This window comes from Cellulomonas sp. P1_G12_2 (genome assembly GCF_056405535.1).
This window is the reverse complement of sequence record NZ_JBFUBX010000004.1, coordinates 419,907-446,878: the sequence shown is the minus strand read 5'-3', so window position 1 is coordinate 446,878 and position 26,972 is coordinate 419,907. Positions and strand designations below refer to the sequence as shown.

General features: G+C 71.7%; 21 protein-coding genes and 1 riboswitch. Of the genes, 6 read left to right on the top strand and 15 right to left on the bottom strand.

The genetic code is table 11. From position 1 onward, the window contains the following. From AC1DXT_RS16020 to AC1DXT_RS16005, 4 genes are all read right to left on the bottom strand, one after another. On the bottom strand, positions 1-2,100 hold a 2,100-nt coding region (locus AC1DXT_RS16020), incomplete at its 3' end, for a multicopper oxidase domain-containing protein (RefSeq protein ID WP_477062285.1). Positions 2,101-2,123: 23 nt separating this feature from the next. Continuing rightward, positions 2,124-3,437, bottom strand: coding sequence for a multicopper oxidase domain-containing protein (locus AC1DXT_RS16015; RefSeq protein WP_477062284.1), 1,314 nt, complete (start codon positions 3,435-3,437; stop codon positions 2,124-2,126). A 5-nt stretch (positions 3,438-3,442) separates the two neighbouring features. Continuing rightward, entirely contained in the window at positions 3,443-4,756 is a 1,314-nt protein-coding gene (locus AC1DXT_RS16010) for a multicopper oxidase domain-containing protein (RefSeq protein ID WP_477062283.1), read from the bottom strand. A gap of 31 nt (positions 4,757-4,787) precedes the next feature. After that, positions 4,788-11,393 carry an SdrD B-like domain-containing protein gene (locus tag AC1DXT_RS16005; RefSeq protein WP_477062282.1) on the bottom strand — a complete coding sequence of 2,202 codons (6,606 nt, stop codon included), beginning with the start codon at positions 11,391-11,393 and terminating at the stop codon, positions 4,788-4,790. 254 nt (positions 11,394-11,647) lie between these two features. On the opposite strand from AC1DXT_RS16005, the gene AC1DXT_RS16000 reads away from it, so the two are divergent. Further along, on the top strand, positions 11,648-12,319 hold the full coding sequence (locus AC1DXT_RS16000) for a response regulator transcription factor (protein WP_477062281.1): 672 nt from the start codon (positions 11,648-11,650) through the stop codon (positions 12,317-12,319). Further along, entirely contained in the window at positions 12,291-13,433 is a 1,143-nt protein-coding gene (locus tag AC1DXT_RS15995) for a sensor histidine kinase (protein ID WP_477062280.1), read from the top strand. The genes AC1DXT_RS16000 and AC1DXT_RS15995 overlap by 29 nt, the downstream gene beginning before the upstream one ends. A gap of 93 nt (positions 13,434-13,526) precedes the next feature. Here the strand turns inward: AC1DXT_RS15995 and AC1DXT_RS15990 are convergent, their stop codons facing one another. From AC1DXT_RS15990 to AC1DXT_RS15960, 7 genes are all read right to left on the bottom strand, one after another. Continuing rightward, a complete protein-coding gene (locus AC1DXT_RS15990) occupies positions 13,527-14,849 on the bottom strand; it encodes an NAD(P)/FAD-dependent oxidoreductase (RefSeq protein ID WP_477062279.1) in 1,323 nt (440 codons plus the stop codon). A 48-nt stretch (positions 14,850-14,897) separates the two neighbouring features. After that, a complete protein-coding gene (locus AC1DXT_RS15985) occupies positions 14,898-15,824 on the bottom strand; it encodes an RNA polymerase sigma-70 factor (RefSeq protein ID WP_477062278.1) in 927 nt (308 codons plus the stop codon). Positions 15,825-15,840: 16 nt separating this feature from the next. After that, complete coding sequence (locus tag AC1DXT_RS15980; protein ID WP_477062277.1) at positions 15,841-16,581, bottom strand: SDR family oxidoreductase; 741 nt, start codon at positions 16,579-16,581, stop codon at positions 15,841-15,843. Positions 16,582-16,667: 86 nt separating this feature from the next. Beyond that, positions 16,668-17,912 (bottom strand): YibE/F family protein, encoded by a 1,245-nt coding sequence (locus AC1DXT_RS15975; protein ID WP_477062276.1) that lies wholly within the window; start codon positions 17,910-17,912, stop codon positions 16,668-16,670. Between the two features lie 30 nt (positions 17,913-17,942). Then, a complete protein-coding gene (locus AC1DXT_RS15970; RefSeq protein ID WP_477062275.1) occupies positions 17,943-18,863 on the bottom strand; it encodes a S1C family serine protease in 921 nt (306 codons plus the stop codon). Positions 18,864-18,922: 59 nt separating this feature from the next. Further along, a complete protein-coding gene (locus tag AC1DXT_RS15965; RefSeq protein ID WP_477062274.1) occupies positions 18,923-19,738 on the bottom strand; it encodes a class I SAM-dependent methyltransferase in 816 nt (271 codons plus the stop codon). Positions 19,739-19,831: 93 nt separating this feature from the next. Beyond that, a complete protein-coding gene (locus tag AC1DXT_RS15960) occupies positions 19,832-19,972 on the bottom strand; it encodes a hypothetical protein (RefSeq protein WP_477062273.1) in 141 nt (46 codons plus the stop codon). Between the two features lie 257 nt (positions 19,973-20,229). On the opposite strand from AC1DXT_RS15960, the gene AC1DXT_RS15955 reads away from it, so the two are divergent. The 4 genes from AC1DXT_RS15955 (at position 20,230) to AC1DXT_RS15940 (ending at position 22,966) form a co-directional block, all read left to right on the top strand. Then, complete coding sequence (locus tag AC1DXT_RS15955) at positions 20,230-20,493, top strand: GlsB/YeaQ/YmgE family stress response membrane protein (protein WP_146845046.1); 264 nt, start codon at positions 20,230-20,232, stop codon at positions 20,491-20,493. A gap of 197 nt (positions 20,494-20,690) precedes the next feature. Further along, positions 20,691-21,491, top strand: coding sequence for an SDR family oxidoreductase (locus tag AC1DXT_RS15950; RefSeq protein ID WP_477062299.1), 801 nt, complete (start codon positions 20,691-20,693; stop codon positions 21,489-21,491). Between the two features lie 40 nt (positions 21,492-21,531). Beyond that, positions 21,532-21,714: a hypothetical protein gene (locus AC1DXT_RS15945; RefSeq protein WP_477062272.1), complete on the top strand. Its 183-nt coding sequence runs from the start codon at positions 21,532-21,534 to the stop codon at positions 21,712-21,714. 118 nt (positions 21,715-21,832) lie between these two features. Further along, the gene (locus AC1DXT_RS15940; protein WP_477062271.1) at positions 21,833-22,966 is read left to right on the top strand and encodes an alpha/beta hydrolase; all 1,134 of its coding nucleotides are present in this window, start codon (positions 21,833-21,835) and stop codon (positions 22,964-22,966) included. Here AC1DXT_RS15940 and AC1DXT_RS15935 read toward each other — a convergent pair whose 3' ends face one another. From AC1DXT_RS15935 to AC1DXT_RS15920, 4 genes are all read right to left on the bottom strand, one after another. Next, positions 22,967-23,866, bottom strand: coding sequence for an ABC transporter permease (locus tag AC1DXT_RS15935; protein ID WP_477062270.1), 900 nt, complete (start codon positions 23,864-23,866; stop codon positions 22,967-22,969). It abuts the gene before it with no gap. Further along, positions 23,856-24,581, bottom strand: coding sequence for an ABC transporter ATP-binding protein (locus tag AC1DXT_RS15930; protein ID WP_477062298.1), 726 nt, complete (start codon positions 24,579-24,581; stop codon positions 23,856-23,858). Before AC1DXT_RS15930 ends, AC1DXT_RS15935 begins: the two co-directional genes overlap by 11 nt. 62 nt (positions 24,582-24,643) lie before the next feature. Next, a complete protein-coding gene (locus AC1DXT_RS15925; protein ID WP_477062269.1) occupies positions 24,644-25,759 on the bottom strand; it encodes an ABC transporter substrate-binding protein in 1,116 nt (371 codons plus the stop codon). Positions 25,760-26,146: 387 nt separating this feature from the next. After that, on the bottom strand, positions 26,147-26,638 hold the full coding sequence (locus AC1DXT_RS15920; RefSeq protein ID WP_477062268.1) for a GNAT family N-acetyltransferase: 492 nt from the start codon (positions 26,636-26,638) through the stop codon (positions 26,147-26,149). 130 nt (positions 26,639-26,768) lie between these two features. Continuing rightward, a riboswitch (SAM riboswitch) is annotated at positions 26,769-26,889 on the top strand. Positions 26,890-26,972 lie beyond the last annotated feature (83 nt).

Sequence of the window (26,972 nt, the reverse complement as noted above, 5' to 3'; positions counted from 1 at the left end):
GGCCAGGCCCAGGCCGGGGTCGGTGCCCCGGAACCACTCGGCGCGGCTCAGGGCAGAGGTGTCGGTGGCGGTCCCGGTCAGGGTGATCGTGGTCGCGCCCAGGGTCGGGTTGGGTGTGGCGGTCAGGGCCGAGATCACCGGTCGGACCTTGTCGACCACCAGGGTCCCGGTCGCGACCGGCCCCCAGTTGCCCGCCGCATCCCGACCCCGCACCGACACCACGTGCGACCCGTTGCTCAGCGCGGCGACGGTCGCCAGGGGGATGTCGGCGTAGACGCCTTCGGTCGGGTCGGAGAACGCGCCGTCGGCGGCGGCCACGACGAAGCCCGAGCCGGCCGCACCGACGGAGTCGATGAAGCCCTCGGCCCGCGCGATCCTCGTGTTGACCCCGCCGGACGACGGGTCGGTCACCGTCGTCGCGATGCGCACGGCCGCCGTGCTCGGGTTGTACGGGAGCGTGCCGTTGTTGGGCGTGACGGCGACGGACACAGGTGCGGTCGTCGTCGGTCCGGTCTTGTCGACGACGAGGCTCGCCGTGGCGTGCTCGCCCCAGTTGCCGGACGAGTCCTGCGCGTGGATCGAGATGACGTGCTCGCCCTCGGTCAGGGCGTTGACGGTCCCCGCGGCGAGCGTCGCGTCGATGCTGGAGACGGTCGCCGCCGTGCCGACCACCAGGGGAGTCCCGGTGCCGTCCGCGCCGACGGTGTCGAGGAAGAGCTCCGCGGCGGCGATGTCGCTGCCGCCGCTCGCTGTGTCGTCCGCGGTCGCGGAGACGGTCACCGCAGCCGTGCCGTTCGTGGCGTCCGGGGCCACGGTCACGGCCGTCGTCACCGGCCCGACGGCGTCGCCGCCGCTGACCAGCACGGAGCTGAACGGTCCCCACTGACCGAGGGAGTCCCGGCCGCGCACGTAGATGATGTGCTGGCCCGCGAGCGCGGGGGCTCCGACTCCGACCACGTCCTCGGTGGCGGCGTCGAACGTCCCGTCGACCGCCTCCATCGCGGTCCCGGTGCCGGTCACGGAGTCGACGTGGTACTCCGCTGCGGTGACGACGGACCCGCCCGTGGCGGCGTCGCTGACGGTCGCCGTGACGTCGGCGGCGCTGCGCGCCTCCGTCGTCGCCGGACCGGAGTCGTCGACCGCACCCGTGCCGGTGACGTCGAGGAGGGTGAGCATCCCGCCGATCCCCGCGGTGTTGCTGTTGTGCAGCAGCAGGTTGCCGTCGTGGACCGCCAGGGCGCGGTCGATCCCCGAAGCCGAGGGCGTCACCAGGGCGTCCGCGGTCTGGCCGGGGCCGAACGTCTCGGCGACGTACTGCCGCGCGAGGTTGAGTGGGCTGCCGCCCAGCGCGACGACCGTCTGGTGCGCGCCGAGCACGGACATCGAGTGGTACTGGCTGCCGGCGTTGACGTAGCGCAGCAGGGTCGTGCGACCGACCGCCGTGGTGACGGCGTCGGTGTCGGGATAGGCCTTCCCGTTGACGAGGAAGTAACGGGGTGCGTACTTGCGCATGTCGAAGCTCGCCGGGGAGGCGGCGTTGTTCAGCGCGGGGTCGATCTCGCTGAGCACCAGCACGGCCTCGTCGTCGTACGCCGTGGCCGCGGTGCCGTAGGCCTGGCCCGGGGTGCCGGACCGCACGACGAGAGCTCCGTAGAGGCCCATGGCGACCTGGTGCTGGGCGTTCGGGAGCAGGCCCGCCTCGTAGAGGTAGGTGCCCGGCCGGCTCGCGGTGAAGGAGTACAGCGCCGTGCCGCCCGGAGCCACACCGGTGCGGTCCGGGACCATGCCCTGCCCCTGCACGAGCAGGGCAGAGGTCTCCCCGAGCATGTTGTGCAGCGTGATGTCCACGGTGTCGCCGACGTCGACGACGAGGGTCGGTCCGCCTGGGCGGGTGGCCGCAGTGTTCGTGAGGCTGTAGCCCCAGACGGTGACGGACTGGCCGCCCGCGGGCAGGGTCGTCGTCCCGGTCGTCGCCCACAGGTCGATCGGCACGGTCGCCGCGGCGGCAGGCCCCGCGGGCGAGACGAGGGCCAGCACGAGGGCCAGCGCTCCGCCGGCAGCGACGACGGAGACGGTCCTCCGCAGGCTCGTTGCGCGCATCATCGTTCTCCCCACCTCTCCGCTCATCCGCAGTCGTTGGGCGGAGGCGGGTTGATCCGCATGTAGGTGATGGGACCGGTCATGATCGCGCCCCACGAGGTGATCTGGAACAGGGCGTGGTTGTGGCTGATGATGTAGAACTCGCCGCACTGGTTCAGGGTCGGGGTGCCCGGAGGGAGCGTCTGCGAGCTCCCGAGGTACGGGCTGCCGCTGTAGAAGACGCCGATCACCTGGTTGGCAAGGCTCGGCACCGTCACCGGCACGGGATTGGTGACGGGGTCGTAGCCCTCGGCGTCGTACCAGCGGAACAGCACGTCCCAGGTCTGCTCGGGTCCGATGTTGATGGCGAACTTCTCGAACGAGAGGTCCTGGCCGGTCGGTCCCTCGAGCGGTCGGCCATCGCGGCCGATCACGAGCCCGTTGTTGCCGTGCGGGTGGAACGGGAAGTCCTCCGTGCCGACGTTGAGGTAGCGGGCGAGGCCCGGCTGGGGGTGCGTCGAGGCGTCGTAGGGGTTCACGGACGCCAGCGCTCCGTACGGCTGCGTGGGCAGCCAGGACGCACCGTTGTCAGCGATGCTGTCGGGGAAGCCGCGTCCGTTGATCAGCCAGTACCGCGGGTGGTAGCTGTTCATGTTGAAGGGCGTCCCCGCCTCGACCGCCGCGTGCTGGTACGGGTCGATCTCCGAGAGGAGCACCATGAACTCCTCGGACGGCGTGAACTGGCTGTCCGCACGGTCGTAGGCGAATGCGGGTCCCATCTCGGGCCGTACGATCAGCGCCCCGAACAGCCCCATCCGCACCTGCTTCTCGGGGTTGGTGCCGGACTCGTAGAGGTACGTGCCGGGGTGGCCGGCCGTGAACGTGTAGCTGACCGTGCCGTCGACTGCCGCGGCCGTGGGCGCCAACGAGGTCACCCGCCCGGCGCTGAGCACGGGGCTCACAGGGGCCCCGTCAGCGCGCACGTCCTCCTGGCCGGGGAACACGATCGACGCCGCCTCCGGGAGCGTGTTGTGCAGGATCACGGTCACCTCGTCGCCCTCGTTCACGCACAGCACCGGGCCGGGGTGCTGGAAGGCGTCGAACCCGCTGGAGTACCCCCACATGAACGCGGTGTTGCCGTCGGGCAGGCTGATGTACCCGGTCCGCGTGGTGAGGTCGAAGATCGGGCTCCCCGCCGCGCCGCCCGCGCCGGTGGTGCAGACGATGCCGACCCGGGGCGGTGTCTCGGCGACGGCGGGTGCGGCGCCGGTGAGCGCGGAGGTCGTGGCCCACGCCAGCGCCAGCAGGGCGGCCAGCGCAGGTCCGCGCAGGGCCCGACGGGGTCGGTTGGTGGTCACGGCGCTCAGACTCCCCAGTCGTTCGGATAGGCCTGCGGGGCGACGCCGCCGGCGTACACCCGGACCTCGGTGGCCTGACCCCCGAACCCGCCCGGTGCACGGTTTCCGGAGCGGGCGTACGCGCGGTTGTAGAGCATGTAGGTGTCGTACGCGCCGGCACCCTGCTTGGCAGGTGCCGTGAACACCACGTCGTAGCTCTCGCCCGGTCCGATGTTGAGCGTGTCGGTCTCGTAGGACGTGTCGGTGCCGTCGCGCCCGCGCATCGGGGTGGCGTCCCGGCCGACCACCCGCATGCGCAGACCGGAGAGCGTCATCGCCTGCTCGCGGAACCCGAGGTTCGCGAAGCGCAGCGCCACGCGTTCGCCGGTGTTGCAGGTCACCAGGGACGAGTGCGGCTGGTACTTCAAGTTCGGGAACCCGGCCGGCGCGATCAGGTCCCCGGTGGCGTCGCTCACGGGGTGGAACGGGTCGATCGAGCCGTTCGGCGCGACGGTGTCGGGGTACACGCGCCCGTTCAGCAGGGCGAAGTCGGCGCGGTAGTCGCTCCACTCCGGCAGCTGGATGTGGGCGTCCGCCCAGTGCGACTCCGCCCAGACCTCGGACAGGAACATCGCGAACTCACGGTCGAAGCCCGTCGAGCCGTCGCCGTCGTTGTACATGTACTTGCCGCTCGGGAACAGGGACGTGTTCCCGTCCTGCAGCGGGCGGACGAAGACGAGGCCGGTCATGCCCATGTGCACGTGCTCCACGTCCTCGACGTGGCAGTGGTACATGTACGTGCCCGGGTGGCGCGGACGGTAGGCATACGTGAACTCGCGCCCCATGGGCACGGACACCGATCCGGTCGGCTCACCGTCGAAGAACGGGATCACGTTGCGGAACCCGTGCCAGTGCAGCGTGTGCGCGTCGAACAGGTCGGGCCGCTGCGCCAGGCCGAGGTTGACCAGCTGCACGAGGAAGTCGACCGGGTGGGCCGGGTCGTACTGGCTGACCCAGAACAGGGGCGCGGAGTGCTGCGCCTTGTTCTTCTGGTTCGCCCTCTGGGTGGGGGTGAGCCCCGTGACGTTCCGGAAGCCGAACGCGTACGTGGTGAAGGGAGCCGGGGCGTAGCTGTCGGGGTGGAACGGCGGGATCGCCGGGGTGGGCGGCAGGTAGATCCACCCGTCGGTCCCGCCCAGGGCCAGGTCGGCAGCGCCACCCGCGGCCATGGCGGGCTCGGGCATGAGCACCCTGCCCGTCCACGCCACGCCGGCCACGGCTGCCATCCCGCCGGCGACCTGGAGGAACTGGCGTCGGCTGAGGCCTTCACTGGCAGTCATCCCGCTGTCTCCCCTCGGGTGGCGGAACAGGTCAGGGGACATCGAAGGCGTCCAGGTCCTGGGCGTCCGCGGTGAGCCGCAGGACGGTGCCGTCGAAGTAGGTGGACCACGTGCCACCGTCGTTGCGGACGACGTCCTCGTCCTGGGCCGCCAGGGCGCCGGGCGCCGTGGTGTCGGTGCTGTAGGACAGGAAGACGTGCGTGGGGTCGACCCAGACGAGCCCGTCGACGTTGGCCGTCGACCAGCCGACGGCCGAGGCGTCGAGCATCCGGGTGTACGAGCTGCCGCCGTTCCACCGGTAGATGTCGGCGTCGTCGCCCGTGCCACCGGCGCCCGGTGGGACTGTCGTGCTGTCGGTCGAGAAGTACAGCGTGCCGCCGACGACGCTGATCGCGTCGAGATCGGTGGCGGCCAGCCCGTTCGCGCTGCCGTCGTAGAACATCGACCAGGTACCCGCGTCGTAGAGCACGACGTCCTCGTCCTGCACGGCCAGGTCAGGTCCGGGGAGCGCGATCGTGACCGCGTCGTTGAAGGACAGGTAGAAGTGCGAGTCGTCGATCCGGTCGAGGCCGTCGACGTTCGCGCTCGTGGGCAGCGGGTTCGTGATCGCCGAGACGTCGACCGACCGGGTGAACTCGGTGCCGGTCCAGCGGTAGACGTCGGCGTCGTCGGCCGTTTCCGTCAGCTCGGTCGGGTTCGTGGTGCCGAGCGTCGAGAAGGTGAGTGGAGCCGGCGCCTGACCGCCGCCGACCTCGTCGGCGCCGCTGTCGAAGCCGCCCAGTGCCGGGCGTGTCTGACCGTCGATGTCGAGGAGCGGCGCGCCGAGCGCGGCGGGCGGCTGCTGGTACGACGGCACGGCCGTGGCTGCAGCTCCCAAGTTGCACGCGGGAGAGCCCGGGCAGGCGGACAGGTGGTAGTTGCCCAGCAGGTTCGGCGGGGCTTCGAGCGTCACCAGGGTGGCATCCACGAATGCCGGGTTCTGGCGCCACGTCGCGAACGCGACGGAGACGTCGTACTCCTGGACGACGGCGGGGGACACGCCGACCCAGTTGGTCGCGCTCGTCGTGTACGGGTGCGGGCTCGCCGGCTGCTGCAGCAGTGAGGTGGTCGGGGCCAGGAGACCGCTGCCGTCGCCGGTGCCGAGGTCCCAGTGGTCGATCGGCGTCGCGTCCCCCTCGAGGCCGATGCCGGCCACGGTGGTCCCGGCGCGGGTGCCGGCCCGGTTGTCCCAGAAGATGTTGTTGAACAGCAGGGGGTTGCTGAACAGTGGTGAGCCGGCGGGCAGGGTCGCCTGCAGCTCGTCGCTGTTGCCCGTGCTGGACAGACCTGCGGGCATCGGCTGACCGTCGGACGTCACGGCCGTGGCCGTCGTCAGGTTCTTCATGATCGTGTTGTGGTAGACCCGCACGTTCGGGGCGTCGTCGATGGCGATGCCGCCGCCCTCGTGAGTGGACACGTTGTTGACGATCATGTTGTCGACCACGTGCATCGGGTAGTTGCCCGCCATCAGGAAGCGCACGCCGCCGCCGTCGTCGTTGGCCAGGTTGGCCTGGATCTGGTTGGCGTAGATGTCGACCGGGCCGGAGCCGGGTGAGAGCGTCCCGGGCGTCGCCGGCAGCTCGCCGGCGATCATGATGGCGCCGCCCTCGTCGTTCGAGTTGTTGAAGTAGATGCGGTTGTGGTGGATCTTCCCGTTCGGGCTCAGGCCGTAGGCGCTCACGCCGCCGCCGTACTCGAGCGAGAAGTTGCCGCAGATGTCGTTGCGCGCCACCTCGTACCGGTCCGCCCCGGCGAAGATGCCGATGCCACCCGCCAGGTTGGTGCCGGCGTTCGAGATGATCCGGTTGTTGGCGATCCGGACGTCCTCGTTGTGCTGGCTCGTGTCGGGCACCGGCAGGTCGGGCGTGCCGAGACGGATGGTCCCGTATCCGCCGCCGTTGTTCTGCACCACGTTGTTGGTGATCTGCAGGTGCCGCGCGTACGCGTTGGCCATGATCGCGCCGCCCTGCGTGACGATGTTCGGGGGAAGCCCGGTGGGTCCACCGGTGAGGTCGTTGATGTTCCCCGGGAAGCCCGTCTGGTCGCCGCCACGGATGTCGAAGCCGTCGATGGCGGCCTTGAAGGCGGCCGTGAACTGACGCGCCTGCCCCGCGGCGGTGGTGGCGTTCTGCGAGGCCAGCACATAGATCGCCTCGCCGTCGTTCACGTCCTGGTTTCCGTCCCACGTGAGCGTGCCGAGCTTGGTGTACCAGTCGGTGGCCAGGACGCTGTCGCCGCCGAACGCGCTCGCGTCGATGATCGAGCCGGGGACGAACGTGCTGCCCTGGAACCCGCCGGGCCCGACGCCTTGCAGCTTGACCGGGGAGGCGACGATGAGGTTCTCGTAGTACGCGCCGCGGGGGTTGTTCCGCGGGTCGGTCAGGTCGGGCAGACCGGGGTAGACGACCACCAGGTCGTCGCCCGCGCTGGAGAACGCGGCGTCGAGCGCAGGCTGGATCTTTGAGTACGCCTTGCCCGGGCCGACCTCGTACACGTTCGGCAGGTAGCCACCGGGCTGGACGACGACGGTGCCACCGCCGAAGTTGTCGAGGCGGACGTCGTTGGGGGCGTTCAGGCTGGCGGCGAGGCTGCCCACCGACCTGATCCCGATCCGGCCGCCGCCCGAGGCGAGCGCCGCCGGCCACGGGCTGACACCGCTGGTGACGTTGGTGGTGCCCACGAGTGCGCCGTTCTTGTACACGGCGACGGTGCCGTCCGCGAGTGCGCGGGCGCCCAGCTGGTCGCCGTTCGCGAACGTGATGCCGGGCAGTGTCGCCTGGACCACCGGGTTCACGCTCTGCGTCGGCGTGGCTGCAGTCGAGACGATCACCGCGCCCACGGTGGCGTTGTACGTCACGGAGATGAAGCTGTTGAGGGTGCCGAGCACGCTCGTGCCGACCTTGAGCAGGACGCCCGCCTGGCGGTTTCCGCTCCCGACGACGGTCTTGGTGAAGGTGACGTACGCGTCCTGGTTCGCACCGAACGCGCTGCCCGCGCTGCGGTAGACACTCCCGCCGATGCCGCGGACCTGCGCCTGGTTGGCGTCGCCGGCCGGCGTGGTCGGTGTGATCCGGTACAGGGCCGCGAGGAGGCTCGCCAGGCCGCCCCAGCTGCCCCCGAGCGTCTGGGTGGTGCTCGCGGTGCTGCGGTTGAAGTCGTCGAGCACGCCGCCCGCGGGGAAGGCGCCAAAGCCGCTGCGCAGCACGTGGAAGGTCAGGCCGTTGACGGTGCTCTGGCCGTTGCCTGCTGTCACTGCCAGCTGGTGCGGTCCGGGTGCGGTCGAGGCGGGGACCGTCACGGCGATCTGCTGGTCGGTCCAGGACGTCGTGGGCAGAACCGTCGTGCCGTCGAGGGTGACCCGGCCCGTGCCCTGGGCGGCGCCGAACCCGGTTCCCGTGATGGTGAACGCACCCGTGTCACGGACGTACGGCTGCGACACCGCGAGCAGCTGCGGGGTGGCCGCGTCCAGACTGCACGTCACCACCTGGGGGAGCCCGGTCCCAGGGGACTCGATGGTCATGCCCACCTGGGTGGGTGCGAGGTCGGTGGGGATGATCAGCCCGGGGAACGCCTCGAACTCCGTGGCGATCGTGCGGTAGCGCGGGTTGTAGTTCGGGTTCAGGTGCCCCGGGACGCCCGGGTCGTTGGCCACGAACCGGTACATGTTCGCGCACACCCCGGACGGCGTGGGGCAGCTGATGTGGTTGGTCGAGGGCAGCAGGACGTCGTAGATGCCGTTGAAGTCGGACTCGGCGGTGTAGACGAGCCGGTCGCTGAAGTCGTAGATCCCGACGGGGGCGAACGGGACACCGGCCTTCTCGCCGTACATCGTCGAGCGCTTGTCGGTCGAGAAGTTGATGTCGTCGACCACGAGCCCTCGCAGGCGCGCGGGGATCGGGACGTCGGTGAAGACGTTGAACATGGGCACGATCGACTTGCCGTTGTTGACGCGCACCAGCTTGGTGTCGCACCGCGGGCGGGGGGTGCCCTCGTACGGCGACCCTCCGATGTCCACGAACGTGGTGTTGTGCGTGGCGGTCGAGGCGGGCACGGTCACGCCCACGGGGACGTCGTTGGTGACGCCGCCGTCGCCCACGACCTGGCCGTACCCGTCCGTCCCGTCGCCCTCGACGTCCACGGTGTGCAGGGCGCCGGCGCACGCCGGTGGCGGGACCTGCGGGACGATCTGGTCGCCGTTGCCGATGTTGATGTCCTCCTCGCCGGTGACCTTGTACGTCGGCTCGCCGGTGGCGTCGTCGGGGACGTCGAGCCGCACCAGGTAGTCGCCGGCGCCCAGCGGGGTGAACCCGCCGGGGCACGTCGGCTCGAACGGTTCGACCGCGGGGTCGGGCACGACGAGAGACCCGTCGAGGCAGCCGTCGCCGAAGCCGTAGTTGCCGTCGACGGAGGCGCCGAAGTTGGCGTCAGGCGTCCCCTGGTCGGTCGGGTAGGGACCGAACTGGATCTCCTGCATGAAGCTCGACAGGCACTCGCCGTCCGTCTCCTGGTTCGGTGCCAGCACGTTCTCGTCCGTGCCGTGGACCAGGGGGTTGCCGTCGACGTCCCGCGCGGTGCAGCCCGTGGGTCGGCTCCAGTGCTCGGTCACGAACTCGTTGATCAGCGTGCCGGTGGCGTACGAGCCGTCCGCGGCGAGCTCGTACTGCTCGTTCGCGTCGCAGGGCGCACTCGTCGTGCCGCAGGGCACGGGCGTCCAGAGCTCGACCGGGATGCCGGACACGCCTGGCTGCCAGTCCTCGGACACGGCGTACTGCGGGTCGAGCTCGTTGCGCGTGGTGTCGTAGCTGACCGTGCCGACGATGCCGCCGTTGCGTGGGTCGACGTGGTTGGCACCGGTCGGGTCGTACGCGTGCACGCCCCAGTCCATCCGGCCGCCGAGGCCGATGATGTTGAGCACGCCGACGTCGACGCCGGCGCCCTTGACCGTGGTCGGGGTCGGCTGGTTGTCGGCTTGGTACGTCACGCCGGTCGTGTAGAACGAGTCGCTGTACGCCTCCATGACCAGCCACTCGCCGAGCGGGTAGGCGGACTCGAAGTAGTAGTGCCCGGTGGCGTCGGTGGTCGCGGAGGTCTGGCCGCGGTCCATGAGCGAGTTCTCCTGGCGCCGCAGGGTGAGCGTGAAGTTCGAGACCCCGGACTCGCCCGCCTCCTTCTTCCCGTTGCGGTTGGTGTCGTTGAAGACGTACCCGTCGTAGGTGGTCCACCAGCCGTTGAGGCCGACCGTGCCCAGGTCCTCGGTCCCGCCGTTGCTGACCGTCACGTTCAGCATGTTGAGGTTGTAGTCCTGCGGCTCGTCCCACCAGCTGAGCATGTAGTTGCCGTCGGGCACGCCGGAGATGTCGAAGTGCCCGTTCGCGTCGCCGCGTCCCACCCAGACGGCCTGGTCGCCGTTCTGCAGGTCAGCCAGCGAGAGCCACGGGCGCACGATGGGCTTGTCCACCTTGGTCCCGGTGTTGCCGCCCCAGAAGTCGAAGGCTCCGCCCTTCGGGGGGGTGTAGGTCTTGATCCCGACGACGGTGCCGGTGACGTGCCCGGCGGCCGTCGGCGACAGCGGCTGCCCGTCGTGGGTCGGCGGGGCGAACCCGAACAGGGGCTGCGGCACCTGCTCGCCACCATGGACGAACTCGGTGTCGTACCCCGTCATGCCCTCCATCACCCAGGCGTCCCAGTCGTGGTTGCCCTCGAGGGTGGTGGTCTGGATCCAGGACTGCCCGTCGGGCGGGATGGCCGAGAACGCGTACCGGTTGGTGCCCAGGTGGGGGATGGTCAGCATGCCGTCGGCGTCGCTCACGCACTGGCCGCCCACGGTGGCGACGACGGGTGCCATGTCGGCGTCCAGGTCCGCCAGGGGGATCTGGTGCGTGACCGGGTCCTCGCCCACGTAGGTGGTGCACAGGGGGTTGCCGTAGACGTCGGTGCTGATCTCGCCGAGGTAGTCGGTGATCTGGCCGACGAAGCCGGCCAGGCCGACGTCGCCGGGGTCGAGGGTGCCGTTGGTCGGGGCGGTGTCCGCGAACACCTGGCCGCGCAGGGTCGAGTCCGGCAGGGGGTTGGGCTGCAGCTCGACCACGATCTCGGTCGGGTCGGTCAACGGCATCGTCACGTGGGCGCCGTCGATCTTGTAGCCGTCCGCCAGCACGGAGACGAGGTAGCGCCCGTCGGGCAGGCTCACCGAGCTCGCCCCGGTGACGTCGCCCTGGTCCCCGTGCGTGTAGATGGTGCTCGAGCGGGGGACGTCGCGGATCGACGGCCACGAGCAGGACTGCGGGTAGCCGGCGTCGCTCGGCGCGCACCCGGTGCCCGGGTCGGGGGAGCGATGCTCGGTGGTCCCCGTGTTGTCGACGCTGACCAGGAACTGGAAGTCGGTCACGACGGCGCCCTTGTCGACACCGGCACCGCCGAACGCACGGGGTTCGGTACGTGCGCTGATCACCCGCAGGTGCAGCTCGTTCGATGCCGCGTGGGCCGCGACGGCCGGCAGCGCGACGAGCATCGCCACCGACAGCGCGAGCGCGGCGACGCCCGAGCAGGCCTTCCGCCACGCAGGGATCCTTGCCGTCACTGCCGCCTGTCCATGCATGCGCTGCACCTTCCCGGACGCCCTGCCCCCCAAGGTCGTCCGTCGACCCGCCCCGGTTCGTGTTCATGGCGAAGCCGTCATGAGTCCGTCATCTGGACGTCATGTGACTCGGACGGATCTCGGACGGGGTGAAGTTCACCCGTTTTGCGTGCATTCGGCGCCGGTCCGCAGGATGCTGCCAAGGGATCACGCGGCAAGGCCGTAGTTCCGCTGCAACGACGCGGCGGCTGATCGATGTCTGCGGGGGCGGCTCGATGAGCACGGTGATGGTGGTCGACGACGAGGAGCGCATCCGCGCGCTCGTGGGACGGTCGCTGTCCGCCGAGGGGCACCAGGTGGTGACTGTCGCCGACGGTCAGAGCGCCTTGGACCGTCTCGCATCGGGAGGCATCGACCTCGTCCTCCTCGACCTGCTCATGCCGCACGGCAACGGTCTGTCGGTGCTCTCGTCTCTCGGGCAGCGCCAGGACGCGACGCCGGTGATCGTGCTCTCCGCGGTCACCGACGTCGCCGCGCGCGTGCAGGCCCTCGAGCGCGGGGCCGTGGACGTCGTCGCCAAGCCGTTCTCCTTGGTCGAGCTCCTCGCCCGGACCCGCCGCCACCTGGGCACCCAGCGGACGCCGCCCGCCGAGTCGCGGTACCTGAGCGCGGGGCGGATCCGTCTCGACCTCGACCGCCGACGCGTGCACCTGCCCGACGGCGAGGTCTCCCTGACGGAGCGGGAGTTCTCCCTCCTCGCCCATCTCATGCGCAGGCGAGGTGAGGTCTGCCGACGCGACGAGCTGTTGCAGGCCGTGTGGGGTCTCGACTTCGATCCCGGCAGCAACGTGGTCGAGGTGTGCGTACGAAGGCTGCGCGGCAAGCTCGGGACCCACGCCACGATCGAGACGGTGCGCCGTGTCGGATACTGCTTCGACGGCGACTGAGCCCCCACCGGCCCCCGGGGACGGGCACGCACGGGCGGGCCTCTACCTCGCGTGGCTCGTCTTCGCGGGCCTGTGCACGGCGTTGATGTGGGTCTGGCCCGGCAACGAGACGATCCCGTACCACCTCGCGTGGGCGGCCTTCGCGCTGCTGTACGCCCTCGGCAACTGGCCGCTGCGGTGGGCCGTGGTCGGGCTCTCCCTGTGCGCTGCGGCCACGGGTGCTGTGCTGCTGCTCAGGGCGGCGACCGGCTACATCCCGTGGCAGGAGACGACCGAGATCCCGCTGATGACCTTGCTCGTGGTGCTCGGGGTGTGGCACGTGCGGCGGCGCCAGCTTGCCCTGCGCACAGTCACCGCCATGGCGCAGCGGGAGCACCGGGAGGCGGCCGACCGAGAGCGGCTCACGCGCCTGACATCGCACGAGATGCGCACACCGTTGACCATCGCGCGCGGGTACGTCGAGCTGCTCCTGGCCCGGGTGGTCGACGCGGGTGAGCGGCACGACCTGTCGGTCATCGACGACGAGCTCAGCCGGCTCACTCGCGCGACCGAGCGACTGGTGCGGGCGATCCGCTTCCAGGGCGGTGCGGACCTCGGGCGCGTGGACGTCGACGAGCTGCTGCGGGAGACGGTCGACAGGTGGGGGCAGGTGGCTGACCGGGTCTGGGTGGTGGATACCCGCGCGGGCGCCATCCTCGGGTCCGGCGAGCGGCTCCGCGCCTGCTTGGACACGCTGATCGAGAACGCACTGCGCTATACGAAGGACGGGGACACGGTCCGGCTGAGCGGGTCGCGCGGCGCGCGATGGGTCGAGATCGTCGTAGCCGACTCGGGACCGGGGCTGAGCGCCGACCTGCGGGCGGCGATCAACGGTCAGGATGAGGCGCGGGCTCCGCGCGACGAGCTCTCGCAGACCGGCCTCGGGCTCGGGTTGGTGCGCGACATGGTCGCCGCCCGAGGCGGGCGGGTCCGCGCCGGCGTCGCACCTGAGCGCGGCGCCCTCGTCGTGATGCAGCTCCCGGCCCACCCGGGACGGCCGTCCGTCCCATGGCCCGACGAGCCGACGGTGCGCCGGGCGGCTCTCGAGGGGTTGTCGCCCGACGTCACGGTGTGACGGTGACGGAGTCGAGCCCAGGGACGACCGGCGTCCCGTACGCCCAGGCAGTCCCAGCCTCGAGAGAGTCCGTGCCGAGGTGCGACCGTCGAGCTATCGTGGGCGAGGGACCCCGCCGGTGACGAACGCCTCGCGCGGTCGCTGCACGCTCGCCAGCGAGACGATGTCGCGCCCGAAGACGAGCGACGCCACCCAGACCGCCAGCACCCGGACCTTGCGTTCCCACGTCGGGACGGCGAGCACGTGATAGCCCCGGTGCAGGAGCCAGGCGGGGAAGCCCGTGATCACGATCCGGCGGTACTGGAACACCCCGCGACCGAGACCGAGCGTCGCGACCACCCCGAGGCTCTGGTGCACGTAGTCCTTCGGTGGCCTCCCGCGCAGGACCGCCGTGATGTTGGCGGCGAGGTGCTTGCCCTGGCGCACGGCGTGCTGCGCGTTCGGGACGGTGCGCGCGCCGGGTGTCCCCGCGGCGACGTCCGGCACGGCGGCGTCGTCCCCGGCCGCCCACGCGTCCGGGACGGCTGTGGCCTCGGTGCCGATCCGGAGGTCCGCCCGGACCCGCAGGAAGCCGCGCTCGTCGACGGGAAGGTCGGTGTGCTGGGCGACCACGGGGTTGGCGGCGTTGCCCGCGCTCCAGACGATGAGCTCGGAGTCGAACTCCTGGCCGGTGGAGAGCACCACGTGCCCGTCGACGGCCGAGACGAGCTGCGTGTTCAGGTGCACGTGGGCGCCGCGCTCCTCGAGCGACCGCACCACCCAGCGTCCGGGACCGTCGGTGACCTCGGGCAGGATCCGGCCCGCGGCCTCGACCAGGTGGAAGCTCAGGTCGGCGAGCGTGAGCTCCGGGTAGGAGTCGAGCAGTGCGGTGGCCAGCGACAACAGCTCGCCGAACCCCTCCACGCCCGAGAAGCCGCCGCCGACGAACGTCACGGTCAGCAGTCGCTGCCGCTCCGGTCCGGGCGGCAGGACGGAGGCGCGGTCGAAGGCGGTGAGCAGCTTGTCGCGGATGGCGACGGCCTCCTCGACGTGCTTCATGCCGATGGCCTGCTCGGCGATCCCCGGCACGGGGAACTTCCGCGTGACCGCGCCGGCGGTGATCACGATGACGTCGTAGCCCAGCTCGACGTCGTCCCCGTCGGCGGGGCGGAACCGCAGCGTGCGCCGCGCGTGCTCCACCCGGGTCACCTGGCCGGCGATCACCTTCGAGCGGCGCAGGTGCCTGCGCAGCGAGACGGCGGCGTGCCGCGCCTCGACCGACCCCGCCATCACCTCGGGGAGGAACGGCTGGTACGTCATGTACGGGCGCGGGTCGATGACGGTGATCTCCGCCTCGTCCGGGCGCAGCTTCTTCTCCAGGTTCCAGGCGGCGTAGAAGCCCGCATAGCCACCGCCTACGATCACGATCCTCTGCATGTGTGTCACACCTTCTCGACCACGCAGCGCGCCGGAACGTGACAGACGTCAGGCGCCCGGCGCGAACCGACGCATCTTGCTCGGGCTGACCTGGATGAACACCCGCTCGATCCCGCGCGCGGAGGCGTCGAGCGTGACGATCGCCTGCGGACGGCCGTCTGCCTCCGTCACCAGCAGCGCGGTGCCGCCGTTGGCCTCGACGATCCGCAGGGTGGAGTCCTGCCAGTACTTGCGCAGGATGTTGTCGAGGAACGTCACCGTGCGTGCGGCACCGACCAGCTCGACGCGCGAGGCGTGCACCTCCCCACCCCCGTCGGGACGGACCACGACGTCGTCGACCAGCAGGCGCTCCAGCCCGTCGAGATCCCCGACCCGCGCGGCCGCCACGAACGACTCGAGGAGCCTGCGCTGCTGAGCCGGTGACGCCGGCGCAGACCGCTCGGACTCCAGGTGCTCGCGCGCCCGCCGGGCGATCTGCCGCGCGTTCGCCTCCGAGACGTCCAGCACGTCGGCGATCTCCCGGTAGGAGTACCCGAACGCCTCGCGCAGCACGTACGCCGCGCGCTCGGTGGGGCCGAGCTTCTCGAGGAGCAGCAGGACGGCCGTCTCGAGCGCCTCGGCCCGCTCGGCCCCCAGGGCGGGGTCCGCGCTGGTGTCCACCGGCTCGGGCAGCCACGGGCCGATGTACGTCTCGCGGCGGGCGTGCGCCGAGGTCGTCGCGTTGATGGCGAGACGCGTGGTCGTGGTGGTGAGGAAGGCCGCAGGGTTGCGCACCTCGCGGCGGTCCGTGCCCTGCCAGCGCAGCCAGGCGTCCTGCACCACGTCCTCGGCCTCCACGACGCTGCCCAGCATCCGGTAGGCGATGCCGAACAGTCGCGGGCGCACGTCCTCGAAGGCGCTCACGTCCGTGTCGGGGACGTTCGCGTTCCACCGCGCTGTGGGTGCGGCAGTGTTGTCGGCGGTGTCGCTGGCCACCGTCACAGGCTAGGGGTCACCGAGCCATCCAGTCCTCGAGCCGCGTGGCACCGAGGCCGGCATCGCCCAGCGGGACCAGCGTGTCCTCCTGCAGGACCGCGCCGAAGTACGTCGCCGCGGGGTCGGTGACCACGGCGCGCGGGTCGCTGCGCGCTGCGAGGACGCGACGACCGAGCTCGTCGAGCCGGAACCGCTCCGGTCCGGCGATCTCGACCCGCCCGTTCCTCGGCGCACCCAGCGTGACGTCGAGCAGCCCGGCGGCGACGTCGTCGGCGGCCATCGGCTGGATGAGCACGTGCGCCAGCCGCACGATCGAGCTGTCGGTCGCGGAGTCCAGGATCCCGGTGAGGAACTCGAAGAACTGGGTGGCGTGCACCAGCGAGTAGGGCACCGGGGAGCTCTCGATGAGCTTCTCCTGCGCGATCTTGGCGCGGAAGTACCCGCTGTCGGGCAGCCGCTCGGTGCCCACCACCGACAGTGCGACGTGGTGCCGCACGCCGGCGACGGCCTCGGCCGCGAGCAGGTTCCGCGTGGACGTCTCGAAGAACTCCAGGACGGCCGCCGCCTCGAACGACGGCGAGTTCGACACGTCGACCACGACCTCGGCGCCGACCAGCACCGCGGACAGGCCCTCGCCGGTGAGCGTGTTCACGCCCGTCCCGGGCGACGCTGCCACGGCCTCGTGGCCCTGGGCGGAGAGCAGTGCGACGAGCTTCGAGCCGATGAGCCCGGTCCCTCCGATGACGACGACCTTCATGACGTGACCTCCCGGTTCCGATGACCGGCGACGCGCCGGCCACACGTTCGACCGGACAGCCCGCCGAGACGTGACACGCCCGCCCGCTAGTGCGCGTGGCTGTGCTCGGGCGAGGAGCGCAAGGTGTCGGCGGGCTGCCCGAGCGCGACGCGCGCGGCGATGGCCGTGGTGAACGGGATGGCGAGGATGAGCCCCATCGCGCCGGCCAGGGTCCGTACGATCTCCTGCGCGAACTCCCCGCCGGTGAGCGTCTGGGCCAGCGGCAGGCCGTAGATCTGGAGCAGGAGCAGCACGGGCAGCGACGCACCCGCGTAGGCGAACGCGATGGTGTAGATCGTCGAGGCGATGTGGTCCCGGCCGATCCGCATCCCCCCGGTGAACAGCCCGCGCCAGCTGGCACCGGGGTCGGCCGCGCGCAGCTCCCAGACCGCCGACGCCTGGGTGATCGTGACGTCGTTGAGCACGCCCAGGCCCGCCAGGACGACCCCGCAGAGGAACACCCCGCGCAGGCCGGCGGCGCCGTTGTCGCCGAGCAGGGCGGCCAGTCGGAAGTCCTCCTCGGAGGTGGCTCCCGACAGGTGGGCCGCGTGCGCGCCGAGCGCGCCGAGGGCGCCGACGAGGACCAGCCCGGTGAGGGTGCCCAGGAGCGCGGTGCTCGTGCGCAGCGAGAACCCGTGCGCGAGGTAGAGCACGATCGCCATGATCACGGCAGAGGCGCTCAGGGCCAGGACGACGGCGTCCTCGCCGGCAATCAGCCCGGGCAGCACGTACTGCCAGATCACCACGAAGGCGATGACCAGGCCCGCGATGGCGCGCAGCCCGCGCCACCCCGCGACCAGCGCCGTCACGAGCACGAACGCGAGCGCGAGGGTGGCCAGGGGCACGCCGCGCGCGAAGTCCGACCACGCCCACGCCTCCGGGGCGCCGTCGGCCGCGGGGTAGTGCTGGACGACGATCCGCGTCCCGTCCGGCACGTCGCCCGCGGTCACGGTGGAGGTCGCCCACACCTCGATGTCCGTCCCCGCCTGCGCGCCGGACGTGACCGTGGCGAGCACCCGGAGGCACTGCACACGGTCCGGCTGTGTGCCGTCGGGCAGGCGGTCCTCGATGGTGGACTCGCACTGCTCGGTCCGCGTGCCGGTGACCGTGGCGGTCACGTGCTCCACGGCCACGTCGACCAGCCCGGCGCGCTGACCCGTGGGTTCGGTGTCGTGAGGCCACGTGAGCGCCATGGCGACGACCGCGGCCAGGAGCAGCGGTCCCAGGACCAGGGCGAGAGCGCGGGTCGCGCGGGGTCGGTCACGGGGACGCCGGTGCTCGGGTGCGCTCACGCGACGATTGTGCGGTACCGGACGACTCCGTCAGGGCAGCGCGAGCTCCCGTGGGAAGACCAGCACGTCGACCAGCGCGCCGTTGCGCCAGACCGTGACCTCGATGCGCCGGTCGATCGCGTGCTCGACCATGAGCTTCTGCACGGCCGTCGCCGTCACCACCCGGCTGCCGTCGAGCTCGACCACGATGTCCCCGCGGTGCAGGTCGGCCTGCGATGCGGGGCTGCCGGGGGAGACTCCGGAGATCTGCAACCCGGTGGGCGAGCCGAGGCGCTCGGCGAGGTGCGGCGGCAGGGGCACCTGCGTGCCGGCGATGCCCAGCCACGCGCGACGGACGCGGCCGTGCGTCATCAGGGTCGTGATGATCTCCCGCGTCGTGGCGTTGATCGGCACCGCGAGGCCGACCCCGATGCCGGCCAGCGCCGTGTTGACCCCCACCATGCGCCCCGCACTGTCGGCGAGGACGCCGCCGCTGTTGCCGGGGTTGAGCGCGGCGTCGGTCTGCACGACCTCGTCGACCACCCGGCCGGCCGCCGTCGGCAGCGACCGGCCCAGCGCGGACACGATGCCGGCCGTGACGCTCCCGGCCAGTCCGAGCGGGTTGCCGAGCGCGATCACCAGCTGCCCGACCCGCAGCGTGGCCGCGTCGCCCAGCACCACCGGCGCCGGGACGTCTCCGCGGGTCAGGAGCACCGCGAGGTCCGACAGGGGGTCGCGCCCGACGACGTCGGCACGCACCGTGGTCCCGTCGGTGAACGCCGCCTCGGCACCCGTCGCGCCCGCGACGACGTGGGCGCTCGTGAGCAGGTAGCCGTCGGTGGTGATGACGCTGGCGCTGCCCGCGCCGGTGCCGCGCGGTGTTCGCACACTCAGGCTGGCGACGCTCGGCAGCACCGACTCCGCCACGGCGACGACCGTGCGGGAGTACGCGTCCAGGGGCTCCTCGTCCATCTCCTGCACAGCGACCGGGACGGCCGCGATAGTCCCGCGGTTCACTGCGGGCGTACGCGTCACGGCCGCACGCCGAGCGTGTGCCGCACCTCCTGCACGAACGTCACCGTGCCCGTCGCGTCACGCTGCCGGTCGATCTCGGCGAGCACCTCCTCGCGCAGCCGGGCGTGCACGTCCTGCGGCACGGCCTCCCACATCGACCGCTGGCCGTGCGACCACGAGAACGCCAGGAACTGCTCGGGGTCGTGGAAGACCGCGCTGACCTGGTCCGGGACCGTCCTGATCTGTGCCATGCCCGCCTCGGAGAACAGCCGCTCCATACCGGCGTCCGAGGAGTACGGGCCGTGGAGCCCGCGGGCGCGCGCCGCCACCAGCTCGGCCGGGAGGTGCGGCTCGAAGAGCCGGTCGACGACGGTCCACCCGGGGTCCTTCTCGCCGAGCGTCGTCACGCCCAGCCGTCCGCCGCTGACCAGGAGCTCGGTCCACGACCGGAGCGCGGCGGCCGGGTCGGGCAGGAAGAAGATGACCAGGCTCGCCGCGACGACGTCCAACGAGGACAGGGGTAGGCCCGGCGCACCGGCGTCCCCGATCCGCACCTCGGCCTGGGGAAGGCCGGCCAGGTCGCGCGCAGCGAGCTCGACCATGCGCGGGGCCAGGTCGATGCCCAGCGCGTACCCGCCTGCTCCGACCGCCTCGGCCAGAGGACCGAGGGCTGCCCCGCGTCCGCAGCCGACGTCGAGCACCCGCTCGCCGGGACGGACGTCGAGCTCGGCGACGAGCCGTGCCGCGATCGGCCCGGCCCAGGGGACACCGACGGCCTCGTAGGTGTCCGCAGCGCGGTCGAAGACGCCGACGATGCCGTCCGGTGAGCCCATGGAGCCAGCGTGCCAGCGGCGGGGGCGCGGCCACCACCGGGCACAGAACGAGGCGCCGAGCCCACGTGGGCGCGGCGCCTCGCTCGTGAAGGCCTAGCGGCGCTCGACGTTCTCCTCGTCGATGCCGTCGGCCTTGATCTTCTCGGCGTCGGTCTCCTCGACCTCGACCTCCACCTCGTGGATCACCGGGCGGTCGTCACCGGTGTCGTGGACGATCCTGTCGTCGCTGTGCATATCGACCTCCTCGTCGCGGCTTCTGCGAGAGGCGAGCGTAGGACGGGTGCGGCGTCGGCGCGCGTCGGCGGGCGGAGTGCCAGGTCAGGCGCCGAGGGTCCAGCACGGGGTCGGGGCGTCGTACGACCGGCCGGAGGTGCCGACCCGGAAGCTCTCGCAGCGGGTGCCTTTCGTTTCAACGCGCGAACCGGTGGAAATGCCCCTAGATTCACTCGGCGCCGGATCCGACGCCTTTTACACACCGAGGAGATCACCCCATGACCCCCGCAGGAATCATCTCCGCCATCATCATCGGCGCCATCATCGGCGTCCTCGGCCGACTGCTGGTGCGAGGCAAGCAGAACATCTCGATCCTCGTCACCATCATCGTCGGCATCGTCGCGGCCCTCCTGGGCACCTGGCTCGCCGGCCTGGTCGGCGTGCAGACCACCGACGGCATCGACTGGATCGAGCTGCTCTTCCAGGTCGTCCTCGCCGCGATCGGCGTGGCGATCGTCGCCGGTTCCGGCCGGCGTCGCTGACGCAGCGGCAGCAGAGCGGCCCGCCGTCCGGCGGGCCGCTCTCGCGTTCCCGGGGTGCGCGCTCTCGGGCCCTGGATGACGATGGACTGCGCCGAAGCAGCCGGCGCACGGGCGACCGACACGCAGGAGCAGACGTGACGGAGCACGACCAGCAGTTCCCGGCCCAGCAGCAGGAGCCTCCCGGCCTCACCGAACCGATGAACCCCACCCCGGACCACGGGGAGTCGAGCTACGAAGGGCACGGCCTGCTCACGGGTCGCCGCGCGCTCATCACCGGTGGTGACTCGGGCATCGGCCGTGCGGTCGCTCTCGCCTTCGCCCGCGAAGGGGCCGACGTCGCCGTGGTCTACCTCCCGGAGGAGCAGGCGGACGCCGACGAGACCCGGAGATGGGTGGAGCAGGCCGGGCGGACGTGCGTGCTCGTCCCGACCGACCTGACCGACGAGTCGTCCGCGCGCGGAGCCGTGACCACGGCGGTCACCGAGCTCGGGGGCCTCGACATCCTGGTGAACAACGCCGGTTTCCAGATGGCGCGCCGCGAGTCGATCGCGGACATCACGTCGGACGATCTCGACCGGACGTTCAAGACGAACCTCTACGCATTGTTCTGGGTCACGCAGACCGCGCTGGAGCACCTGGGGGAGGGCGCGGTGATCCTCAACAACTCGTCCATCCAGGCGTACCAGCCGTCGGAGACGCTGCTGGACTACGCGTCGACCAAGGCCGCGATCAACAACTTCACGGTCAACCTGGCCGCCGAGGTGGGCGCGCGCGGGATCCGGGTGAACGCGGTGGCGCCGGGCCCGATCTGGACGCCGCTGCAGCCCGCCACGCAGTTCCCGGAGAAGGTCGAGAAGTTCGGCGCGGACACCCCGCTCGGGCGTGCCGGCCAACCGGCCGAGGTGGCCCCTGCGTTCGTGTTCCTCGCAGCCGACTCGACCGCCTCGTACGTGTCCGGGACCGTGCTCGGTGTCACCGGTGGCAAGCCCGTCTTCTGAGTACACGATCCGCACTCCACCCCGATGACCGGAGGTCACCATGTGGGCATTCCTGTTCCGGCGCGTCCGCCTGTTCGTCGTCGCCGCGATCCTGCTTCCGGTGGTCGCGTCGCTCGCCCGCCGGCTGGCGGAGCGGCTCGAGAAGGACGGGCCGACCATGGGCTCTCGCGGCCTGCACGCGATCGAGGGGACGGCCCGGAGGGCCCGGTCGATCCTGTCCTGACACGAGCTGGAGGTGTGCGCCCCCGGCGACCTCGGTTCGATCGAGCCGCCCGACTGACGTCGGCGCGGCGCGGCCCGCGCCCTTCCCCCCGGCTCCGCCGTGGCACGACACTGGGCGGGTGGTCGACAGTCCYGTGCCACCGCCGGCCAGCTGCCCGATCGGGTGGCAGCCCCAGGCGCTCGCGCCTGTGTTCTGGGGCGTGCGCTCGCTCGGGCCGGCCGACGGCGCGCCGGTGGACCTGCGGATCTTCTTCCCGAGCCTCGACGGTGCCGTGGAGTCGGCGCCGCTGCTCGAGGGGTGCGGCCGGTACCCGCTGATCCTGTTCGCTCACGGGCACTGCCAGCAGGACGCCGACCACTTCCTGCGCTGGTTCCTGATCCCGGCGTTCCTGGCGCGCAGCGGCTACGTGGTCGTGGTGCCGCGGCTGGCCGGGAACGAGGGCGGCAACAACCCGTCCGTGCCGGGGCACCCGGACGAGGCGACGCTCGACGCCGTGCTCGCGTGGGCGCGTTCCGGGTGGGAGCACGCCGACGTCCTCCTGCCGCCGCCCGCCACCGGCGTCATCGGGCACAGCTTCGGCGCGATGCTGGGTGCCCGCTTCGCCGTCGGCCGTCCGGTCAGTGCCTACGCCGGGCTGAGCGGCGGGTGGCAGGACTGGTTCGGGGCTGAGCCGTTCCCTCTGCCGTTGCTCGACATGCCGACGCTGCTGATGTGGGGCCTCGGCTTCGACCTGTTCAGCCAGCTCACCGAGGCGCAGTGGCAGGCGATGCACCGGCCGCGGCACCGGGTCGTGTTCGACGAGGGTGAGCACTGGGACTACCTGAGCAGACAGATCGACATCCCGTGCCGTCCGGGGAGCGGCTCGTGCTCGGAGATCGCCGCGGCGACCGCGGACCTGCTGACCATGTTCTTCGCCCGGTACCTGCCGCCGGAGCTCGCGACGAACCTCGCCGTCGACGTGCCGTCGTCCCTGGTGCCCCCCGACCTGGACCTCACGCCGGAGCAGGAGTTCTTCGCGGGAGGTTTCCTCGGCGGCTTCCACCGGCTCGGCAACCACCCGGAGTGCGGGGTGACGGTCTCGTCGGACAGCGAGCGGCTGCTCGCCAACCGGCGCACCCGCGAGACACACTCGCTGGACCACCCGTGCGCGTGGGTGTCGAAGATCGCGGCGCGCAACCGGTGGCCGGTGGGCGCCCGACCTGCCGGCTACCACTGGTGCGACATGTGCTTCCCGAGCCGCGCCGACGGCTAGCTAGCGCGACGACGCCTGGCCCGTGAGACCGCGGGAGTGCAGCACGTGCCGCTCGAGGGGAGCGAAGACCACGAGCTCGATGACGATGCCCACCAGGAAGATGAGCCCGATCGACGCGATGACCAGGGACATGTCGCTGGTCACCCGGCCGAGGTCGAGGATCTGACCGAGTCCGGTGCCGAGGCCGGTCTGCACGATGAGCTCGGCGGCCATGAGCGAGCGCCACGCGAAGGCCCAGCCCTGCTTCAGCCCGCCGAGGAACCCGGGCAGCGCGGCCGGCAGGAGCACGAAGCGGATCCGCGTCCAGCCGGTGGCGCCGAGCACCTGCCCGACGCGCAGGTACAGCGGCGGCACCTGGTCGGTGCCGGCGAGCAGCCCGTTGACGATGGACGGCACGGCGCCGAGCAGGATGACCGCGTACATGGTCGCGTCGGTGAGCTGGAACCAGATGATCGCCGCCGGCACCCAGGCCACCGACGGCAGCGACTGCAGGCCGGTGATGATCGGGCCGAACGCGCGCCGCAGCAGCGGGGAGGCGGCCAGCGACACCCCGATCGCCACGCCGACGACGACCGACATCGCGAAGCCGACCGCGGCGCGCTGGACGCTCAGGCTGACCGCACGCCACGCGGAGCCGTCCTGGATCGTGCCGAGGAGCGTCTGCCAGGTGTCCGCGGGGCTGGGCAGCGCGTACGGGGGCTTGAGCTCTAGCTGGTAGGCCACCTGCCACACGACGAGGATCGCGCCGAGCGCGGCCAGCACCGGCCAGACGGCCCGCCACGCGGCAGCCCACGCAGAGTCGTGGGCCGTCTCGATCGGGGTCTCGAGGGCGTCGAGCCCCGCGGCGAGGTCGTCGTCCGTGGTCCTGCGGGTCGGGGGTGCCGTCGTCTCAGTGGCCATGGCGGGCGATCTCCTGTCGCAGGTCCTCGGTGATCTCGGCGCTGAGCCGGGACACGTCGGGGTCTTCGATGCGGCGCGGCTGGGGGATGTCCACCGACCACTCGCGGGCGACGCGTCCGGGCCGCGACGAGAGCAGGACGACCCGCTGCCCGAGCCGGACCGCCTCCCGGACGTTGTGCGTGACGAAGATGACCGCACGCCCAGTCTCTCTCCAGATGCGCGTGAGCTCCTCGTGCAGCACGTCGCGCGTGATGGCGTCGAGCGCGGCGAACGGCTCGTCCATGAGCAGCAGGTCGCCCTCCTGGGCGAGCGCACGGGCCAGGGCGACGCGCTGCCGCATGCCGCCGGACAGCTCGTGCACCCGCTTGGGGCCGGCGCCGTCGAGCCGGACGAGAGAGAGGAGCCGCTGGGCCTCCATGCGGCGCTCCGCACGGGGGATGCCGCGCAGGCGCAGGGCCAGCTCGACGTTCCCGGCGGCGGTCAGCCACGGGTAGAGGGCCGGCTCCTGGAACATCAGCGCCGGTCGGCCGCCAGGCACCTCGACGGTGCCGGAGACGGGCTTGTCCAGACCTGCCACCAACGAGAGCAGGGTCGACTTGCCGCAGCCGGACGCGCCGAGCAGGCAGACGAACTCGCCGGGCGCGACGGTGAGGTCGATGCGGTCGAGCACCGGCGGCCGCGACGCCTCGCCGAAGTGCTGCGTGACCCCCGTCAGGCGCGCCGCGACGGCGGCCGGGGCAGTGGTGCCCTGGCCGCCGACCGCCGTCACGGTGGCCGTCACTTGCCCGACGCCCCGAGGCCGCCGTCGGAGACCGGCTCCTGGTCGTTCTCGGCGAGCACCTCGTTGAGCAGGGTCAGGTCGTAGATCCCGGTCAGGTCCGTCTCGTCGGACGTCCCTGCGGCCACCGCGTGGTCGGCGGAGGTCTGCAGGCTCGAGGCGATCGGGTCGAGCGTGATCCGCAGGTTCGCCCAGGCTCGGTCCAGCACGTCGGCGGACAACGGCTTTCCGCTCAGCTTCTCGATCACCGTGTTCGACAGGGTCTTGGCCTCGTCGGGGTTGGCGGCGATCCACTCGGACGTCGCGTACTCGGCCTCGATGAGCTTCTTCACGGTGCCGGGGTACTTCGAGAGGTACTCGGTGGCGACGATCAGGTGCGTGGTGACGAAGTCGCCGTCGGGCCACAGGTCCTTCTCGTCCAGCAGGACGTGCGCGCCGGCGTCGACGACCAGCCGGGACGCCCACGGCTCGGGCAGCCACGCGCCGTCGAGCTGTCCGGCCTTGAACAGGTCGAGCGTCTGCGAGTTCTCCTGCGGCGCGATCGTCACGTCGCTCGCACCGCCGGTCAGCGAGGTCTCGAGACCCTCCTCGGCGAGCCAGGCGCGCAGCGCGACGTCCTGGGTGTTGCCCAGCTGCGGCGTGGCGAGCGTGGTGCCGACGAGGTCGTCGGGGGAGTCGATGCCGTCGCGGACGACCAGCTGCGCACCGCCCGACGTCGCGCCCGAGACGATCCGGATCGCCTCGCCGTTCGACTTCGCGAACGCGTTGATCGCGGGGTTCGGGCCGATGAACGTGGCGTCGATGGCCCCTCCGAAGAGTGCCTCGACGGCGGCCGGGCCGGCGTTGAAGATCGAGGTGGTGAGCTTCGTGTCGCCGAGCGCCCCCTGGTAGGTGCCGTCGTCGACCCCCACGAGGGCAACCGCGTGAGTGAGGTTGGCGAAGTAGCCGAGGCGCAGCTCCGGTGCCTCGGCGGTCGAGGTGGACGGGTCCGTGCCGGTGTCGGCGCTCGCGTCCTGCGCAGCGGAGGAGGAGCAGGCCGCGAGCGTGGCGACGAGGCCGGCGGCGAGCAGGACACGGAGGGCGGAGGCGGTGCGGCGTGCGGGACGGGCGGTCATGTCAGGTCCTTGGGGGTCGCGAAGGGCGGGCGGGCGGTCGTCATCGACGACATCGCTGCGCGGGCTCGGTGCGCGAGGACCGGGCGACGGAGAGCTGGGTGGACGCCATGAGGGCGTTTCCTCCGCGGGGGACGGGAGTGGTGGCACGCGCGTCACGCCGTGGGCCGTCGCAGATCGACGGGGGCCGGGCGTCGAACGCTCGGCCGAGGACGGGGGCCGCGTTCAGACGTTCCGCGGACAGCAGGGGCGCGCGGAAGCCATGACGACGACGTGACAGCACGTCGAGGCGGCGCGGCGGGTCTGCATGGGACGAGGATGACCGCCTTGCCGCTCGGGCAACAGGACCGTCTCTTATTGTGGACACGGCAGGTCGGAATACGAGATGTTTCAGCGGCGCCCGTCGAGCGCGAGCCGGTAGAAGGCACTGTGCGGGTCGGGCAGGTAGTCCGCGAACGGCGGGCACTCGACGAACCCGGCGCGTTCGTAGAGCCGGCGTGCGGGTGCGAAGTAGTCCTGCGTCCCGGTCTCCAGGTGCACGGTCCGGATGCCGCGCGCCGCCGCCGCGCCCAGGACGTGCGCGAGCACGGTCGCCCCGACCCCTCGGCCGCGTGCTGCGGCGGTGGTCCGCATGGACTTGAGCTCGGCGTCCGTCGGGCCGAGCTGCTTGAGCGCGGCGCAGCCGAGCAGGGCGCCGTCGGCGGCGCGGGCGGTCCAGAACGTCATGCCGGGGGCGGCGAGCGCCAACGGGTCGAGCGCGTGCACCGACTCGGCCGGCGAGGTCGCGTACATGTCCGCGAGGTGCTCCCCGAGCAGCTCGAGGACGTCGGGGCGGGTCGGGTCGTCGGCGGCGACGGTCACGCCGGTGGTCGTCGGGCCCATGCGCGAGCGTGCTCCCTTGCTGGGTGGTCGGGACGCCATCGTCGCACCGGACGGATCCGTCCCACCATCTGGACTTTCGGCGCGGACCATTGACACGTCCGGAACCTATGCCTACTTTTCCGACCTGTTAGGTCATGAATTCCAGCGACAAGCCCCGGCTTGCTGGGTGGCAACCCTCCTGCGTGTGGGGTGCCCCGGGTGACGACCTGGTCCTGCGCGAGCGTCCTGCTCGTGCCCGACAACGACGCAGCGCCCGCCAGGCGGGCACGAAGGGACGCACGATGAGCTCGGACGGACGGCCGACGACGGCTCTCTGGATCCTGCGCCCGTGCTG